This window comes from Mesorhizobium sp. 1M-11 (assembly GCF_001303895.1).
GTDB lineage: Bacteria > Pseudomonadota > Alphaproteobacteria > Rhizobiales > Rhizobiaceae > Mesorhizobium.
Window position 1 is genome coordinate 131,578 of record NZ_LJSD01000033.1, and the last position, 17,925, is coordinate 149,502.

Annotated in this window: 17 protein-coding genes; 7 read left to right on the forward strand and 10 right to left on the reverse strand. The window is 61.4% G+C overall.

Annotated features, from left to right (window positions below; translation table 11 throughout):
* Positions 1–38 precede the first annotated feature (38 nt).
* The 3 genes from AO692_RS14345 to AO692_RS14355 form a co-directional block, all read right to left on the reverse strand.
* The gene (locus AO692_RS14345; protein WP_054310726.1) at positions 39–491 is read right to left on the reverse strand and encodes a GFA family protein; all 453 of its coding nucleotides are present in this window, start codon (positions 489–491) and stop codon (positions 39–41) included.
* 504 nt (positions 492–995) lie between these two features.
* A complete protein-coding gene (locus tag AO692_RS14350) occupies positions 996–1,481 on the reverse strand; it encodes a GNAT family N-acetyltransferase (protein ID WP_054310727.1) in 486 nt (161 codons plus the stop codon).
* Between the two features lie 34 nt (positions 1,482–1,515).
* Positions 1,516–2,619, reverse strand: a complete 1,104-nt coding sequence (locus tag AO692_RS14355) for a transglycosylase SLT domain-containing protein (protein ID WP_054310728.1) — start codon at positions 2,617–2,619, stop codon at positions 1,516–1,518.
* Between the two features lie 185 nt (positions 2,620–2,804).
* On the opposite strand from AO692_RS14355, the gene AO692_RS14360 reads away from it, so the two are divergent.
* A complete protein-coding gene (locus AO692_RS14360) occupies positions 2,805–3,410 on the forward strand; it encodes a methylated-DNA--[protein]-cysteine S-methyltransferase (protein ID WP_054310729.1) in 606 nt (201 codons plus the stop codon).
* A gap of 73 nt (positions 3,411–3,483) precedes the next feature.
* On the opposite strand, the gene AO692_RS14365 is transcribed toward AO692_RS14360, so the two are convergent.
* Entirely contained in the window at positions 3,484–3,810 is a 327-nt protein-coding gene (locus AO692_RS14365; RefSeq protein ID WP_152979836.1) for a hypothetical protein, read from the reverse strand.
* Between the two features lie 270 nt (positions 3,811–4,080).
* Between AO692_RS14365 and AO692_RS14370 the strand changes: the two genes are divergently transcribed.
* Positions 4,081–4,290, forward strand: a complete 210-nt coding sequence (locus AO692_RS14370; RefSeq protein WP_054310730.1) for a cold-shock protein — start codon at positions 4,081–4,083, stop codon at positions 4,288–4,290.
* Between the two features lie 287 nt (positions 4,291–4,577).
* Here AO692_RS14370 and AO692_RS14375 read toward each other — a convergent pair whose 3' ends face one another.
* The 3 genes from AO692_RS14375 to AO692_RS14385 all read right to left on the reverse strand — a co-directional run bounded on the left by AO692_RS14375 (position 4,578) and on the right by AO692_RS14385 (position 8,794).
* Positions 4,578–6,689 (reverse strand): ATP-binding cassette domain-containing protein, encoded by a 2,112-nt coding sequence (locus tag AO692_RS14375; protein ID WP_152979840.1) that lies wholly within the window; start codon positions 6,687–6,689, stop codon positions 4,578–4,580.
* Positions 6,690–7,059: 370 nt separating this feature from the next.
* The gene (locus AO692_RS14380) at positions 7,060–7,671 is read right to left on the reverse strand and encodes a glutathione S-transferase family protein (protein ID WP_054310731.1); all 612 of its coding nucleotides are present in this window, start codon (positions 7,669–7,671) and stop codon (positions 7,060–7,062) included.
* Between the two features lie 223 nt (positions 7,672–7,894).
* Positions 7,895–8,794, reverse strand: a complete 900-nt coding sequence (locus AO692_RS14385; protein WP_054310732.1) for an EAL domain-containing protein — start codon at positions 8,792–8,794, stop codon at positions 7,895–7,897.
* 195 nt (positions 8,795–8,989) lie between these two features.
* Between AO692_RS14385 and AO692_RS14390 the strand changes: the two genes are divergently transcribed.
* Complete coding sequence (locus tag AO692_RS14390) at positions 8,990–10,192, forward strand: pyridoxal phosphate-dependent aminotransferase (RefSeq protein WP_054310733.1); 1,203 nt, start codon at positions 8,990–8,992, stop codon at positions 10,190–10,192.
* Between the two features lie 74 nt (positions 10,193–10,266).
* Here AO692_RS14390 and AO692_RS14395 read toward each other — a convergent pair whose 3' ends face one another.
* A complete protein-coding gene (locus AO692_RS14395; RefSeq protein ID WP_054310734.1) occupies positions 10,267–10,662 on the reverse strand; it encodes a cupin domain-containing protein in 396 nt (131 codons plus the stop codon).
* 285 nt (positions 10,663–10,947) lie between these two features.
* Between AO692_RS14395 and AO692_RS14400 the strand changes: the two genes are divergently transcribed.
* Together AO692_RS14400 and AO692_RS14405 are read left to right on the forward strand one after the other, a co-directional pair.
* Positions 10,948–12,999: an elongation factor G gene (locus tag AO692_RS14400; RefSeq protein WP_054310735.1), complete on the forward strand. Its 2,052-nt coding sequence runs from the start codon at positions 10,948–10,950 to the stop codon at positions 12,997–12,999.
* Positions 13,000–13,866: 867 nt separating this feature from the next.
* Complete coding sequence (locus AO692_RS14405) at positions 13,867–14,370, forward strand: isoprenylcysteine carboxylmethyltransferase family protein (protein ID WP_054310736.1); 504 nt, start codon at positions 13,867–13,869, stop codon at positions 14,368–14,370.
* 60 nt (positions 14,371–14,430) lie between these two features.
* Here the strand turns inward: AO692_RS14405 and AO692_RS14410 are convergent, their stop codons facing one another.
* On the reverse strand, positions 14,431–15,327 hold the full coding sequence (locus AO692_RS14410; RefSeq protein WP_054310737.1) for a LysR family transcriptional regulator: 897 nt from the start codon (positions 15,325–15,327) through the stop codon (positions 14,431–14,433).
* 54 nt (positions 15,328–15,381) lie between these two features.
* Positions 15,382–16,356 (reverse strand): thioredoxin-disulfide reductase, encoded by a 975-nt coding sequence (gene trxB, locus AO692_RS14415; protein WP_054310738.1) that lies wholly within the window; start codon positions 16,354–16,356, stop codon positions 15,382–15,384.
* A gap of 255 nt (positions 16,357–16,611) precedes the next feature.
* Here trxB and AO692_RS14420 point away from each other — a divergent pair, with 255 nt between their 5' ends.
* Positions 16,612–17,103, forward strand: coding sequence for an Lrp/AsnC family transcriptional regulator (locus AO692_RS14420; RefSeq protein WP_054310739.1), 492 nt, complete (start codon positions 16,612–16,614; stop codon positions 17,101–17,103).
* Positions 17,104–17,149: 46 nt separating this feature from the next.
* A partial coding sequence (locus AO692_RS14425) for a glycosyltransferase family 2 protein (protein ID WP_054310740.1) occupies positions 17,150–17,925 on the forward strand: 776 nt, incomplete at its 3' end.

Below are 17,925 nucleotides of genomic sequence, written 5' to 3' on the forward strand. Positions count from 1 at the left end.
GTCAGGGACATGCAGGGAGTAAGGACTGACCTGTCCCCTCACCTCCACTCCCTGAACTCCGCCATCAGCCCCTCATAGTCTTCCATCGGCGGCAAAGCCTCATAGCTCTTCACGGCGCCTGTTTCGGCGAAAGGCAGCTTTTCGCTCACCCATGTCTCGATATAGGGCGCGAAGTCGCCCGCCCCTTCCAGCAGCGTCGGGCGCACATTGACGAACCAGTCCATGCCCTCGGCTTTCGTGAACATCCACGTCATGCAGTGCGGGCAGAAATAGTGATGCGCGTCGGCGCCGTGCAGGCCACCGACCACCGGCTCACCTTCGGTCACCGCAAAACCCTCGGCCGGAATGGCGGCCGACAGCGAATAGGCGGAAGAGCTCATCTTCTGGCAACCGGTGCAGTGGCAGGCCATGGTCACCAGCGGCGCTGCGCGCACCTCGATCTTGACCCGCCCGCAGCGGCAGGCACCTTGCCTTGGCAGTTTCCAGTCCATCGCCATCTCCTCTGGTTTATCGCAGGATAGGCGGACGACGGCGGCAGGCAAGCGCGGCAGCTCGACGCGCCCCGCCAGCCGGTCGACGCTGCGCCGACGTCGATTGCGACACTCCGGTCGCTTCGTCCCCTCACGGGGGCAGGTCAATCGCATATGGCCGCGCTCCGGCCCGCCATCCTTTTCTGCGTTCCGGAATGGATCCCCGACACTCTCCGCTCCCTTCGGTCGCTCCGAGGTCGAGGATGACGGGCTTCATTTGCTGCTGGCGCTAATTTTCACTGGCGAGCCCACGCTCATGGCTTCATGATTGACGGAGGCGAAGAGGGAACTCCGTCATCCTCGACCTCGTAGGGAGCGAAGCGACTGGAGAGTGTCGGGGATCCATTCCGGAACGCGGACGAAGGCGCGGCGATCCAGACACAGCTTCAAGTCGCGCCGGCTGACATATGCGATTGCCCTGCTCACGGAAGCGAGAATGACGGAACTTGGCCGCCGGCTCGTCCCTCAGCCGTTCCAGTCGACCTCCACCATGCCATGCCGCCGGTAGAGGCGGATGGCATTGGCGTTTTCGACCACCATGGTCTTCAGATCGAGGTTGCTGGCGCCCCGCGCCTTGAACACGGCAAAGACATGCAGCAGCAAGGCTTCCGCCAGCCCGTTGCGCCGTGCGCTCGGATGCACCGCGAGATATTTGAGGTAGTCGCTGGTCCAGCACAGCGCCACCGCAACCAGTTGCCCGTCGGCATCGTTCACCACGAACCACAAAGCCGGGTCGTACTCGGCATCGCCGGATTGCTGCGCCCACCAGAGGTCGAAATTCTTTTCTTCCTTCTGCAGGGTCTGGGTGAGCAGGGCATGCACCGCACGCGCGTCGGCAGGCTTGAACGGCCGCATCGTGAAACCGTCGGCCCAGACCGGGGCCGGCAGCTCACCTGCCAGCGAGCGGCGCAAACGGATGCCGATGTCGTCTGATGTCTCGACTTGCGTCATCGGCTGTCCCCCATTCCCTCAAGCCGCACCCGGCTCAGGCGTCGGGAGCCGGCTTGCGCTTGCGATCGCGGCCGAGCCCGGTTTCCTCGAGCATGCCCTTGCGCTTGGCGTCGTAATAGTAGCCGGTCTGGTAGAGGCGGTCGGCGCGCTTGTAATCGCCATTGGCCACCAGGAAGGCACCGCGCAGATATTTCACCGCATATTTCAGATTGGTCTCGGCATCGAACAGGCCCTTGGGCGAGCCGCCATAACCCATGCCGCGCGCGGTGGCATGCTTGATCTGCATCAGGCCCCAGTGGCCGTTGTTGTAGGCCAGCGGGTTGAAGGTCGACTCGCGCTTCACCACCGAGCGCACCAGTTCCACCGGCACTTCGTAGAGCGCGGCGTATTTGGCGATCAGCCGCTCGACCTCGTTGCGGCCGGCGCCGGCTAGGCGCGGCCTCTCGGCCTCCGGTTCTGGCGACATCAGATAGGTCGGCACCGGACCGGAATAGGCGATGGGCTGCACGCCGGGCAGCGATCCGGTGGCTTTCGGTGCGGCGGGTGCCGCCGGGAACACCAGGCTGGTGGCAGCGGAGGCAACCATCACCGGCTTGGCCTTCGGCGTCGGCAGGTCACCGCCCATGCGGGTCGACAGCGTGCTGACGCGCGCGCCGGTCTGGCTTGTCGTCGTGGCCTGTGGTTGCTGGGCGGATGCCTGAACGGTGGCAGCCTGCGCGGTTTTCTGGTCCGCGGGCTGGGTCGCCGGTTTGCCGTCGGCTGCGACAGTGGCGGAAACAGCGGTCGCCTCGCTCGGCTGAGCCGGCGCCGACGTGGCGTTGGCAAGCCGGGCGCTGGTGCCGGGCGTCGTCGCCAGCGTGGCGGGGCTGTCGGCGTGCTGCTGCGGCGTGGCACCCGCAAAAGCATTGCCGGCCGCTTCAGCGGGAAGTGCCGCGAACTGAACAGGTGTGAGACCTGAGGGTTCCGGCAGCACCGAGACTTCCTCGGGCAGCGCCAATGCAAAGCCAGCGTCAGCCTCGCTCACAGTGGTCGTGGCGGGCGCCAGCGATGGCTTGACGGCAGTCGTCGATGTACAACCGGAGACACCGGCCGCAGCCAGGAGAATGCCGATCGACAGGGTGTGGGTTGTTGTTCGCAAGCCGCGCTCTGTTCGTGCAAATCGTTAAATGCTCCTTACACCACCACTTTTGGTCGGGCAACATGGCCGGCTGTCGGTTTTCGGGTGGCGGAAAGCTGCGAAACATGCAGAATCGTTCATGATTTGTACTTGAAGGCGCCGTTGCCTTTCCTGGAAACCGGCGCCGGAATGGAAGGAGCCTGACCATGCAGACCGCCATTGAAAAAAGTGTCGAAAAAAATCTCGCCGTCACGCCCGGCCACGCCATCTTCTCCACGGCGCTCGGCTTCATGGGCATCGCCTGGAACGAGCGCGGGCTCACCCGCCTCTGCCTGCCGCAATCCAGCGCCGAGAGTCTCGAGCGGCGCCTGCTGCGATTGGAAAGCGTGCCAGGCAAGCGTTTCGAGGACGGTTCCGCTCCTGGCTGGGTGGGCGAGCTGATCGAGGCGATCAAGGCCTATGCCGCTGGCGAAACCATCGATTTCTCCGATGTGCCGGTCGATCTCGACGGCATCGATGACTTCCGCCTCGCCATCTACGACGCCGCGCGCAAGCTGGCCTTTGGGGAAACCACCACCTATGGCGAACTCGCCAAACGTGCCGGCCACTCCGGGCTTGCCCGCGAGACGGGCGCGGCCCTCGGCGCTAACCCGGTGCCGCTGGTGATTCCTTGCCACCGCATCACCGCGGTCGGCGGCAAGATAGGCGGCTTCTCCGCGCCCGGCGGTTCGGCGACCAAGGAAAAGATGCTGGCCATGGAAGGCGTGCGCGTCGGCCCGCCGCCCTCGGCCCAGACTTCGTTCGGTTTTTAAGCTCGCAGGCTCAGGTCGGAATTCGGGCGAACCTCGCCCGAATTTTAGAGCGCTTCCTTTTTCCGAAATTGCTCTAATCGAACGGCACGATGAAGCGGCGCCGGTCGAAATCCGGACGCTTGCATTTGAACACCGGGCAGGAGCCGGTATCGGCGCTCGGCACGGACGCACGGCTGCGCAACTCGCCCATGTCGCAGAATTCAACACTTGCAACATAACGGTCATACAGCGTGAGGCGCGGATTGCGCGGAGAGCGGTAGCGCAGGATCACCGCGCCCTCGCGGTCGACCAGCCTCTGCACCCGGTCGCAGCTCATGCGGCTCGGATCATAGCGCGAAATCGCCTGCGCCTCGGCCGCAACAAGCGAAAGACATGCGGCAAACAGGATCGTTTTTTTCATGGCCTCCTCCGGCATGAAGTATCGTATCGGCCAAACTACGCCGATGCTTTGCGGCTTGCCAGTCGTGCAGTGTTTGCATTGGGTGCCAAACAACACCGCCTTGTTTTCGGTGAAAAAGTCGCTTATATGCGTGACGTTGATATTTGGGCCGATTGACCCCATGCCTCGCGATCTTCGCGTTTGCTCCCGTCTTTCTCCAAAATCTCGATACCAAAGGCCGGCGTGGTCCGGTCTGAAGAAAACGCAAGTGAATGTGAAGGAACATCGATAATGGCAACTGGAACGGTCAAGTGGTTCAACGCCACCAAGGGCTTCGGTTTCATCCAGCCTGACGCCGGCGGCGCGGACGTTTTCGTCCACATCTCCGCCGTGCAGCGCGCTGGTCTGACCACCCTCAATGATGGCCAGAAGATCAGCTACGAGATCGAGCAGGACCGCCGTACCGGCAAGTCGTCCGCTGGATCTCTGTCGGCAGCCTGATTTGGCGCAAGGCGCGCGCCGGGCATCTGTCCGGAGCGCGCGGCAAGTCACGGATGTACTGACGGTCGCGCGAGAAGCGCGCCGGAGCGGAAATGGCAGGACAGTCGAAGCGGCGGATTGCCGCCGGCACCACCAGGAACGCTCCGGGTCAGGCTAGCAGACTTAACGAAAGGCGGGATTTTTCCCGCCTTTTTGTTTTTCTCCGGAGCAATTCGAGCAAAACGCTGGAATTGCGTAAAGACAAAGAGCCGGGGCGTTTCCGCGATTTAGAAAGCGGGGGACATGTTCTAGCGTCGCCCTCGCTTCCCACTGCCCCACAAAGCACGCTGGAATAGATTCCGCCTCCCCTTGCGTGGGAGAAGATCGATGTCACTGACGAGCTTTGCGCCGCCCTTGCGCCGCTCCAACGTGATCTTGCGGGTGTGGTAGGCTTCCAGCTCCGTGCGATGCGCCACGCTGATGATGGTCACCTTCGGCAGCTCACGGATCACCGCTTCCATCATCTTGTCCTGGCTCTTCTCATCCAGCGCTGCCGTCGCTTCGTCCAGCACCAGGACATCGGGCCGATGCAGGAACAGGCGCGCGAAGGCAAGGCGCTGCTTTTCACCGCCTGACAGGGTCTGGTCCCAGGGCGCCTCCTCCTCGATCCTGTCTTTCAGATGGCCAAGCCCGACCTTCTCCAAGGTCGCCTTGATCGTTTTTGGCGTCCAATCGTCGGCGGCGCCGGGATAGGCGACGGCGCGACGCAACGTCCCTGTCGGGATGTAAGGACGCTGCGGCAACATGAACAGCCGCTTGTCGGGATGGAAGTTGACGCTGCCGCTGCCCCATGGCCAAAGGCCGGCGATGGCCCGCACGAGGGTGGATTTACCGGAGCCGGAATCGCCCGAGACGAGAACCCGCTCGCCCTGCTCTATCGCAACTTCGGTCTCCCTGACCACCGCGGTGCCGTCGTCAAGCGTCACTGAGAGATCGTTAAGGGTGAGCATCGCGTTGCCCGTCGTCTCGCCGTGTTCGATGCGCCCGAGCTTTTCGCTCTGTTCGGCGCGCTCCAGACCGTCGAGCGACATCATCAGCGAGGCGATACGATGGGCAGATGCGTTCCAGTCGGCCAGGCGCGGATAGTTGTCGACAAGCCAGCCAAACGCGCCCTGTACGATGGCGAAGGCCGAGGCCGCCTGCATCACCTCTCCGAGCGTCATGGAGCCCTCGAGAAATTTGGGCGCACACAGCAGTATCGGCACGACTGGAGCGAACAAGCTTGATCCTTGCGAGACCAGTGCCGTGCGCATGTGCTGGCCGGTTAGCTGCGCCCATCGCGCGAGTACGCCGGCGAAGGTCCTGTCGATGCCACTGCGCTCCTCCTCCTCGCCGCCGAGCAGGGCGATGCTCTCGCCGTTCTCACGCACGCGCGTCAGCGTATAGCGGAATTCGGCCTCTACCTGGTTCTTCTGTTCGGAAAGCCGAACGAAGTTGCGGCCGATGACGACCATCGAGATGGACGTGATGGCAGCATAAATCACGGCGGCAACAACGAGGAAGCCGGGAATGGTGATGGTCGACGTGCCGAATGGCAGGGTCAGCGCGCCGCCGATCGTCCACAACACCACGATGAAGGTGGAGGCCGACAAAAACGCGTTGAGGACACCGGAAAGGAAATCGACCGGCGATTCCGTGGCGATGCGCAGATCTTCCGTCAGACGGGCTTCCGGATTTTGATGATCGCCGCCGACCAGGTTCAGCTGGTAGTAGCGACCGTTGGCCAGCCAGCGCGCGATGACCGCCGTCGTGAGCCAGGACCGCCAGCGCCGTTGAATCGTCATGCGCAGATAAACCTGCGCCACCACAAGGCTCCCGCTCGCCATCACCAGGGGGATGAAGACCGCACTCAGCAGATAGACGGTACGGGCATTGCGTTGCTCAATGGCATCGAAGATCCAGCGATTCCAGAGGTTGATCCCATACTGAAAGCCGACATTGATGCAGATCAGGAGCAGAAGCCCGATCGTGAACGCCCAGGCGAGCTTGTCGCCGCGAAGGCTCCAGTAGCCCCGCGCGCTGATCCAGAAACGCCTGAACAGGTATTTCTTGCGCGCCCGCTCAGCCTGCTCGGGCGTTAGCTCCGGACTGGGTTCATCCCCTTCGGGTGGAGGTGGAACGTCTTCCCCGACAGCTTCCGGCTCCCTGTCGGCAACCACCTCTTCGGTAGGCTCCGGACCTGACTGCGTCTCGCGTGCGTTGCTGACAGGCGAAACCTCATGCCGCGATTTTGCTTGCCGTGAGGACTTCCGGCTCGGTTTCTTGGTGGAGTGCGCCTTCCGGCGCGGCTTGGCCCGGCGCGGCTTGGCGGAGCCACGTGGTTTGACGGCATCAGCGGGGCTCTGTTCGGCTCTGGACATCGCGCTCAACGGCCCAAAATCCAAAAGGTTCAGAAGATCCTCAGCTCGCGCGTGCCTGCAGATCGGTCGGAATCGGAAGGCATTCCGGACGGCTCAGGGCCGCCGCTCCGGTCGCTTCTTCTTGATTTTCTGATTGGGATTGGGAGCAGGATCTTCTCTCGTATCCCTCACAGGCTGATCATGGGGCTCGGAGCCTGGAGGCTTCGGAGAAGGATCCTTCTGGGTTTGGTCGGGTACGGGTTCGCGGGCCACGGAAGCCTCCTCGAATTTCCAATCAACCACATCGAGGCGAGAAGGTTCCTGAAATGTCCTGCCGCCAGCCTCCGCACGCGCGCCGATGGCCGTTTCCGCTGGCTGTCAGTGACACATGTTACGGAAGCCATTCGATAGGCACATGGCCGGGATCCGCTTCCACCCGCTTCAGCCACGCACCAATTGCCGGAAACGCACTGAGATCGAAGCCGCCGAGTTCGGCCGTGTGCGTATAGGCGTAGAGTGCTATGTCGGCGACACTGTAGGCATTACCTGCAAGAAACGGGCTCTGCCCGAGCCTCTGCTCCATGACGCCGAGCGCCTTGTTGCCACGCTCCAGCGTCGTCGCGAGACGTTCCGGCGTGGCATCCCTGGCCCTTTCGGGGAAAGTGATCAGCGCCTTGCGCACGGCGATGTAGGGCTCGTGACTGTACTGCTCGAAGAACAGCCACTGATAGACCAGCCCCCGCTCGTAGCGGTCGGCAGGCAGGAAACGCGTGCCTTCGGCGAGATAAAGCAGGATGGCGTTGGATTCGGCGATCCGTCTGCCGTCATCCAGCTCCAGCATGGGCACCATGGCGTTCGGGTTCTTGGCCATATATTCGGGCGTGCGTGTTGCGCCCGTATGGGAAGAAACCTCGACATTGGTGAAGGGCTGACCAAGCTTGGCCATCAGCAGGCGCGGCTTATAACAATTGCCGCTGTCGATCATGCTGTAGAGAATGGTCATCGCGTTTCCCTTCAAAGCAGCGGTTTGCCTGAGCCGACCTCCAGCATCCAGCGATTTCTTTTGGTGAATATCAATCAGCGCCGCTGATATGTCCGTGGAGCAAGGTGTTTCGGTTACAGACAGCACTATTGCGTTGCCACCCGAAACAAGGACGAATGAAGGAAGAACCGGGAACACGGCTGGATGACCATCCGGCCGGCGAGCTTGTGCGCTGGTCACGCACTCATTGAACGATCCGCTTTCCGAAGCTTCTAGCCGGGCGCCCCGACTGGGCGGAAATGCCGCCGCCAGGTTCTCCACCGGCCAGCGGCCCGGGTTCGGGCATATGCACGGCCTTGGCATAGCTGCGGAAACTGGTCGGCGCGATTTCAGGCTTGGCCAGAACAAAGCCCTGCACCATGGACGCGCCGGATTTTTCGGCGAGATCAAGCTGCCAGCTTTCCTCTATGCCTTCGAAAACCGTCCGGATGCCGCGACCCTCGAATGCCGCCACCATCGTCATCAGCAATGCAAACCCGGCACCGGAGTCCATCAACTGGGTGATCCAGTGCGCATCGAACTTCACGATGTCAGGCTTCAGCTCCTTGATCCGGTTGATGTCGGAATCATCGGCGCCGTAGTCATCGACAGCGATACGGAATCCGTTTGCCCTGAGGGCCTCGACGAAGTCGCCCAGCGCAACCTTGGAGGCGGAGCGTTGCTCCGTCACCTCACAGACGACCCGCTTCGGATCGATGCCCGCTTCGTGCAGCACCAGACGCATTTCGCGCAGTGCATTGTCCGAAACGGCCCTGTCGATGAAAACGGACGGGTCGAAATTGATGAAGATATTGGCATCGTCCGGCAGGCATGTGCCCGCATTGAGGAGATGCAGGGTTCGCGTCAAGGCCTCGACATGCAGCCGGTCAGCCGGTGAGCAGGTGGCGAAGAACTTGCCTGGCGATTGCGGTTCGCCGTCGCGGAACGGCCGGATCAGTCCTTCGAAGGCCGCAATGGAGAGCTTGCCATCCTCGAAAGCAAAGATCGGCTGGAACGCGCTCTTGAGGGTATACAGGCCCCACACCCCGGTCGAGGTGCCATCATCGTGACGAATGATGTGGGCGAGCCCGATGCTGCGCGACACTGTTCCTCGCTTAGCCGCGTGCCAAAACCAGGCAAATCTATCGGCCAAGGTTTTACCGCGCGTTAATGATCCCGATTGGCCTTGCGAAGCCAAAACCGAGCCACTGGCTCAGCAAACGAAGCTTGCGCTTGTTTTGCCGATACGACAATAGAGACCCCGCTGCCGCCTTTGGCCGCTTTCTATGGAGATCCTGTCATGGCCTTCCTCGCCGACGCACTTTCCCGCGTAAAGCCCTCCGCGACCATCGCGGTCACGCAGAAAGCGCGCGAGTTGAAAAACGCCGGCCGTGACATCATCGGTCTCGGTGCGGGAGAACCCGATTTCGACACGCCGGACAATGTCAAGAACGCCGCTATCGAAGCGATCCGCCGTGGCGAGACGAAATATCCGCCGGTTTCCGGCATCGTCCCGCTGCGTGACGCGATCGCCAAGAAGTTCAAGCGCGAGAACAATCTCGACTACAAGCCGGAGCAGACCATCGTCGGAACCGGCGGCAAGCAGATCCTGTTCAACGCTTTCATGGCGACGCTGAATCCTGGTGACGAAGTCGTCATTCCACGTCCCTATTGGGTGAGCTATCCCGAGATGGTCGCCATCTGCGGCGGCACCGCGACCTTTGCCGAGACCAGCATCGACAACGGTTTCAAGCTGACGGCCGAAGGTCTGGAAAAGGTCATCACGCCGAAGACGAAATGGCTGGTGATGAACTCGCCGTCCAACCCGTCCGGTGCCGCCTATACCGAGACCGAGCTCAAGGCGCTGGCCGAGGTGCTTTTGAAGCATCCCCAGGTCTGGATCCTGACCGACGACATGTATGAGCACCTCACCTACGGCGATTTCGTCTTCAAGACGATCGCCGAGGTCGAGCCGCGCCTCTATGAGCGCACGCTGACCATGAACGGCGTTTCCAAGGCCTATGCCATGACCGGCTGGCGCATCGGCTACGCAGCGGGCCCGCTGCCACTGATCAAAGCCATGGACATGATCCAGGGCCAGCAGACCTCGGGCGCCTGCACGATCGCGCAATGGGCCTCGGTGGAAGCGCTGAACGGCCCGCAGGATTTCGTGAAGAAGAATAAGGCGATCTTCCAGGCGCGCCGCGATCTCGTGGTGTCGATGCTGAACCAGGCGCGTGGCATTTCCTGCCCGTCACCCGAAGGGGCCTTCTACGTCTATCCGTCCTGCGCCCAGCTGATCGGAAAAAAGACGCAAGGCGGAAAGCTGATCGATTCCGACGAGACCTTCTGTTCTGAACTGCTGGAAGCCGAAGGCGTGGCCGTGGTGTTCGGTTCGGCCTTCGGCCTCGGTCCGAACTTCCGCATTTCCTATGCGACGTCCGAGAAGCTGCTGGAGGAGGCTTGCACGCGCATCCAGCGCTTCACGGGAAGCCTCAGCTGATCCCATTAAGGGATTCAGAAGACTCGCAAAAAGCCCGGCTCATGACCGGGCTTTTTTTCGGCAGCGGCGCTGCATTATCCCTGATACTGTTCGTCGCTGACCGGCTCCAGCCAGTCGACGGGCGACCCGTTGAGCGCCTCCTGCATGGCGATATGGGTCATGGCCGTCTTCGGTCCGGCGCCATGCCAATGCTTCTCACCGGGCTCGAACCAGACGGTGTCGCCAGCCTTGATCTCCCGGATCGGCCCACCCCAGCTTTGCGCCAGCCCGGCACCCGAGACGACATGGATCGTCTGGCCGAGAGGATGTGTGTGCCAGTGCGTTCGCGCGCCCGTCTCGAAACTTACCGAAGTGGCCCTCAGCCGTGCCGGTGCCTCTGCCTCGATGATGGGATTCTGTGTCACCCTTCCAGTGAAATAAGCGTTCGAGGCAACGATTGTCGGCACGCTGCCGCAAGCGATGATCTTCATCGGTTTCTCCTTCCAGGTCTCTGAATCAGGCTCTTTGTCGACCAAGCTTAGCCGCCCGTCATCTAGAGCAATTCCACTTTTCTCTGAAGCGCGGATTGCTCTATCTTTTTTCACGCAATTCCGGACGCAAAACCGCTGCCCACTTTTGCTGGAATTGCTCTATTTTCCTTGCCCTGCTTTCGAACCCATGTTTCGATGTTTCCGGGTCGCTGGCAAACGCTTTCGATCCGCGACGGCCGACAGGCCGGCCGCCGCTCTCAGCGGAATGCCTGAGTGGAGGTCAGCATGGGTAATCGCGCCGGAGGACGACGCTCGGGACCGAAATGCATAGCCATAGTCGGTCCCTTCGCAAGCGGTAAGACGACACTTCTCGAAGCCATTCTCGCCCGAACGGGCGCCATTCCTCGCCAGAACCCGGTTTCGTCCGGCAACACCGTATCGGACCATTCCGCGGAAGCCCGCGCCCACGCCATGAGCGTCGAGGCGAGCATTGCCACCACCGAATTCATGGGTGACGAGTTCACCTTCATCGATTGTCCCGGCTCTATCGAATTCGCCTTCGAGGCCGAGCCCGTCCTGGCAGGTTGCGACATCGCCGTCGTGGTAGCCGAGGCGGATGAGAAGAAGATCCCGGCACTGCAGCTCATCATGCGCAAGCTGGACGATCTTGGCGTGCCGCGCATCCTGTTCCTGAACAAGGTCGACAAGGCGATCGCCGGTGTGCGCGAGACGCTGAAGATGCTGCAGCCGACCAGTTCCGTGCCGCTGCTGCTGCGCCAGATTCCGTTGCGCAAGGACGGTGTCGTCATTGGTTCGATCGACCTTGCGCTCGAGCGAGCCTACATCTACCGCGAATATGCCGAGAGCGAAGTCGCCGAAATCCCAGATGACGACAAGGCGCGCGAGATCGAGGCGCGGTTCTCCATGCTGGAAACCCTCGCCGATCACGACGACCAGCTCATGGAACAGTTGCTGGAAGAGATCGAACCGCCGAAGGACGCCGTCTTCGACGACCTCGCCGCCGATCTGCGTGCCGGCACTGTCACGCCGGTGCTGATCGGCACGGCCGAAAAAGGCAACGGTGTGCTGCGGCTCCTGAAGACAATCCGTCACGATGCGCCCGACGTCGAGGCCACCCGCAAGCGCCTTGGCGCGCCGGATGGTGCGGCAACCGTCGTGCAGGTGATGAAGACCGTCCATACGCCGCATGGCGGCAAGCTTTCGATCTCGCGCATCCTGTCAGGGCAGATCAACGACGGCGCCGAACTCTTTCTTTCGGACGGCAACACGACAAAGGTTTCCGGCATCTATCGCATGCTGGGCAAGGATCAGTCGAAGCTTGCCACCGCCAAGGCTGGTGAGACTGTGGCCATCGGCAAGCTCGACGAGGCCCACACGGGCCAGACCCTGACTTCGGCAAAAGGCGGCATGAAACCGCTCGTCGACCTCGCCCCGCCCCAGCCGGTCTTTGCTTTTGCCTTGCGGCCGAAAGAGCGCAAGGATGACGTCAAGATGTCGGCAGCCATCCAGCGCCTTGCCGAAGAGGACCCTTCACTGAGCCTGAGCCACAACCAGGACTCGGCCGAGACGGTCCTGTCCGGCCATGGCGAGATGCATCTGCGCGTGGTGCGCGAGCGGCTGGAAGGCAAGAACCAGATCGCAGTCGAGGGGCATGCACCCGCGGTGCCCTATCGCGAAACCATCCGCAAATCGGTTCAGCAGCGCGGGCGCCACAAGAAACAGTCAGGCGGCCACGGCCAGTTCGGCGACGTGGTGCTGGAGATCAAGCCATTGCCGCGTGGCAGCGGCTTCCAGTTCACCGACACCATCACCGGCGGTGTCGTGCCTAAGACCTACATCCAGTCGGTCGAAACCGGCGCGCGCGATTACTTGAAATGCGGACCGCTCGGTTTCCCGGTCGTCGACGTCGCAGTCAATCTTTCCGACGGCTCCTATCACAGCGTCGATTCCTCCGACATGGCGTTCCAGATGGCTGCGAAGCTCGCGATGAGGGAAGGCATGGCGACCTGTTCACCCGTGCTGCTGGAGCCGATCATGAAGGTGGAAATCGTGACACCCTCCGACGCGACGGCCAGGATCATCGCGCTCATTCCACAAAGGCGCGGCCAGATCCTCGGCTACGACGCTCGCGCTGACTGGCCCGGCTGGGACGTCGTGGAGGCAACCATGCCGCAAGCGGAGATTGGCGACCTGATCATCGAGTTGCGCTCGGCGACGGCCGGTGTAGCCAGCTACCAGGCGAGCTTCGACCACATGGCGGAACTGACCGGCCGCCTCGCCGACGACGTCATGAACGCCAACGGCAAGGCAGCCTGACGATATCGTCTCCGAGTTGCGCTCGCCCAAGCGGCGGCCACATCATCAGGGTGAAAGACAAAACGGCGTCCGGTTGAACCGGACGCCGTTTTCGCGGACCGCTTTCTTGGGAGAAAAGAGCTCAGGTCCGCCGCATGTCTCCAATCCAGGCTATCGCCTCAACCGGAAGAATTAGGCTGGACGCGACCGTTGCCAGAGCCCGATCGTGCGGGAGATGCCCCCATCCCTCGAACGATTCTGATCGCGTCCTGATTACATGCATAACCGCTAATTTGCGTATTACCATGTTACTTAGGGTTACACGTGACCGTTACATGACGGATAGCTAACGCATCGGCCCGAAATCGAAATCGATTTTCGGAAAGCACGATGCGCAGATTCAAAAGTGTTAGAGCGTCCTCGACGTGGCGCATATGCTCTGTCGATCGCACTTCGCGTGGACCTGTTCCCACGATCTTTCCGGCATGCGGTTTCCCCTCGCCGCAGGCAACAAAAAAGCCGGATCGCGAAGACCCGGCTAAGTTGAATGGAAGCGCCCGTTAGGGCTAAACCTCCAGAGGGGAACACTCAAGGGCGCTAATGGGAGGAGAACGCGCCCAGGAGATGATTGATATATGGGCTCTTCCTGCCCAACAAACAAGCACCTATTTTGCAACGCACACATGCAAAAAGGCTCAGGCTGTGGTCCAACGCACATTTCACGGCCATAGGGCCAGAAAAGCGGCACATTGCACAGCGTTTTTCATGCTGCGCTGCAAATCTATGCATTGGCCGGCAGCCAGGAGGAGAAAGTGTGGCGCCGAAACAGGCAGATAATCTGACAGCCGGCGATACCGCCTGGCGCGGAAGAACCGAACTGGGGGCATCATGAAGAGCAGGACCTCAGCCATCATCGGCAGCGCAGTTTTCTTTCTGGTCGCACCCTGCATTGTTGCTGGCGTGCTGCCTTGGTTGGTCCTCGATCGCTATCGTCTCCCATTTTCTACAGCGCTGCCTTTTGTGGTCATGGGCTGGATCCTGATCGTGGCAGCTGCCGCGGCTCTTCTGCATTCTTTTGCCCGCTTCGCTCTCGAAGGCCTCGGCACGCCGGCGCCGGTCGCCCCCACAGAGAGACTGGTGGTCGGCGGTATCTATCGCCATATCCGCAACCCCATGTATGTCGCCGTGCTTTCGATCATCGCCGGCCAGGCGCTGCTCTTCGCAAGCTGGGCGGTCGCGCTTTACGGGTTGATCATGGGCATAGCCATGGCGTCGTTCGTGCACTTCTATGAAGAGCCGACACTCGCCAGGCGTTACGGTGCTGAATATGAGACCTACCGACGCGCCGTGCCGGGCTGGCTGCCTAGATTGAAGCCGTGGCACGACGCATAAACCGCGCAGGCGAAACCACCACCGGGAACAACGGCTACTGGAAGGTCCGAAAGCGCCGGATCAATATGACCAGTTGCGGGCCTTGGCGATGATGAAGTCGCGGAAGACGTGCAGCTTCGCCTGGTTTTTCATGGCATCGGGATAGGCGAAATAGGTGTCGAAGGACGGCACCTCGGTTTCGGGCAGAAGCTGCACCAGGCCGGCATCCTTGCCGACGACATAGTCCGGCAGCATGGCGATGCCGGCACCGCCTTGCACAGCACGCTTGATCGACAGGATGTCGTTGATCTGCAACGTCGGCACGCGCTGCCCGCTTTCGAAATCGCCGACCGTCTCCAGCCAATTGAGCTCAGACAGATGCGTCGGCACCGGCACGCCGAAGGTGACGATGCGGTGGCTCTTGAGTTCGGCCACCGTTGCTGGCTTGCCGAATTTGTTCACATAGGCCGGCGACGCATAAAGATGGAAGTGCACCGTGAACAGACGCCGCTGGATCAGGTCCGGCTGCTGCGGCTGCCTCAGCCGGATCGCACAGTCGGCCTGGCGCATGGTCAGGTCCAGCTCCTCATTGGCGAGAATGAGCTGCAGATGGATTTCCGGATAGAGGTCGATGAATTCCTGCACGCGGTCGGTCAGCCAGCCGGCTCCCAGGCCTACAGTGGTCGTCACGCGCAGAATGCCGGATGGCCGATCCTTGGATTCGGCCAGCCGGGTCTTGATCGATTCCAGCTTCATCAGCACGTCGTGCGCCGTGCGAAACAGCATCTCGCCCTGTTCGGTAAGCACGAGGCCACGTGCATGACGATGGAACAGTGGCACGCCGACGTCGTGTTCCAGCGCGCTGACCTGCCTCGAAATCGCCGACTGCGAAAGATGCAGTGTCTCGGCCGCATGCGTAAATGACCCAGCCTCGGCGGCTGCGTGAAACACGCGAAGTTTGTCCCAATCCAGCGCCATGATTCCCCTCGTTTCGCTTTGGCGTCTGAAGAAAGATCTCGGAGATTTTGCGGCTTATTCCGCCGCTTCCCGATGCACCTCAATCCCAGCGAGATATTTTTCCGCTTCGAGCGCCGCCATGCAGCCCATGCCGGCCGCCGTCACCGCCTGGCGATAGATGTCGTCCGTCACATCGCCGGCGGCAAAGACGCCGGGCACGTCGGTCCGCGTCGAATCCGGTGCAGTCCACAGATAACCATTCGACTTCTGCTTGAGCTTGCCGGTGAACAGCTCCACCGCCGGTGCATGGCCGATCGCCACGAACACACCGTCGACCTTCAACTGGCTCTCCTGACCTGTCGCCACATTACGCAACTTCAGCCCTTCGACCGAGGGCGGCAGCGGGGCCTGGCCGGGACGGCCGGTGATCTCGTCCACCACCGTGTCCCAGATGACGCGGACATTGTCCTTCTTCATCAGCCGTTCGCGCAGGATGCGTTCGGACCTGAATTCGCTGCGACGGTGAATGACGGTGACCGTCTTGGCCAGGTTGGAAAGATAGAGTGCCTCTTCGACCGCCGAGTTGCCGCCGCCGACCACTGCGACATCCTTGCCGCGATAGAAGAACCCGTCGCAGGTAGCGCAGGCCGAAACACCGAATCCCATAAAGGTCTGCTCGGAAGGAATGCCCAGCCACTTCGCCTGCGCGCCGGTGGCGATGATCAGAGCGTCCGCCGTATAGGTCGTGCCGGAATCGCCCTTGGCTACGAACGGGCGAACATCGAGGTCGACCTCGGTGATGATGTCGTTGACGATCTCGGTACCGACATGCTCGGCCTGCTTCAGCATCTCGCTCATCAGCCACGGGCCCTGTACGGGATCGGCGAAGCCAGGGTAGTTTTCGACATCCGTGGTGATCATCAGCTGGCCACCCTGCTGGAGCCCAGCCACCAGCATTGGTTTCAGCATGGCTCGCGCCGCATAGATGGCCGCGGTGTAACCGGCAGGGCCGGAACCGACGATGAGAACGGGCGCGTGCTTGACGGTCATGGAACGGCCTTTGCGAAAGACGGCCGCCTCAGGCGACCCGAACGAGCGGCAATTGTTGCGCGCAATGTAAGTGCTGCCTACTCTGCCAGCAAGGACATGCGACAAGTGTCCCCATAATGCTTGCATGGCTGACCGAACCGCAGCCCATGGTTAATCCATGGTGAATGCTGAAAATTCCCCGTGCAGGGATGGCGTGGCCCGTAAACTCGTTTAATGACGTGTTTGCGAAAGATTCTTGCGCAGCGGGCGGAAACCATGCCGATAAAGGCCGATCTCGACGCCATTGACTGGAAGATACTGCGCGAATTGCAGCGCGATGGCCGCATGACCAATGTCGAACTCTCGCGCCGTGTCGGGATATCGGCCCCACCCTGCCTACGGCGCGTCAAACGGCTGGAAGAAAGTGGCATCATCCGCGGCTATCGCGCCCTGCTCAACGCTCCCGCGCTCGGCATGGATGTCGTTGCATTCTGCCTGATCGGCCTGCATCACCAGGCCGACGCGGAATTGAAGGCTTTCGCCGAGCGCACGCGCAGCTGGCCGATCGTGCGCGATGCCTGGATGGTCTCCGGCGAGTCCGATTTCCTGCTGCATTGCGTGACCAGCGATCTCGCAACATTCCAGAGCTTTGTCATCGAGGAACTGACCTCCACGCCGAATGTCGACACTGTGCGCACCGCGCTGACTATCCGTCAGGTAAAAGATGAAGGCCTAGTCGAAATCAGTGCCTTGAACCAAACACAGTAAAGGCGCATGGCTGGAAGCAATTAACGCCTCCCCTAATTCTCTCCCCATGTCTCAGTTCAACACTCCTGTCTCCGCTCTGATCATCTGCAAGAACGAAGTCGACATGATTGCCGACTGCCTGCGGAGCGTCGACTTCTGTGCCGAGATCGTGGTGGTGGATTCTGGTTCGACCGACGGCACGCTGGAATGCATCGCGGACTACGTCGCGAAAGGCTATCCGATCCGCCTGTTCCACAACGACTGGCCGGGCTTCGCCAGGCAGCGGCTTTTTGCGCTACAACAGGCCACGCAGCCTTGGTGCTTGTGCATCGAGGCAGATGAGCGCGCCGACGCTGAGCTGAGGCAATCCATCATCGAAATTACAAGTTCGGGCAGAAACAATACCGATGGTTGGTTCGTCCGCCGTCGCGACTACCTGAAAGGTTACGGCTACGCCCACCGCTGGGTGGCACACAATCGCATCTTCCGCTTCTTTCGCCGCGACAAGGCGACAATGGACATTGCTCAACGCGTCCACGAGTCCTTCAGAGTGCCTGGCCGCACCGCTCTGATCGAAAAGGGGATGCTGCTGCACCGGCGCGCGACCTCGCTGACCGAGGATCTGAAGCGCACGAACTCCTATTCGTCGCTCAAGGTCGAAGCTCAGGTCGAGCAGGGCGACAAGCCCAGCATGTCGCGGCTGGTCTTCTCGCCCTGGATCAATTTCCTGAAATTCTATGTCGGCAAGCGCTACTTCCTGTGCGGCCGCTACGGCTACGTCCATTCGGCGATGGTTTTTCTCTATTCCTACGTCACCGAAGCGAAGCTGTTCGAGGCCCGTGA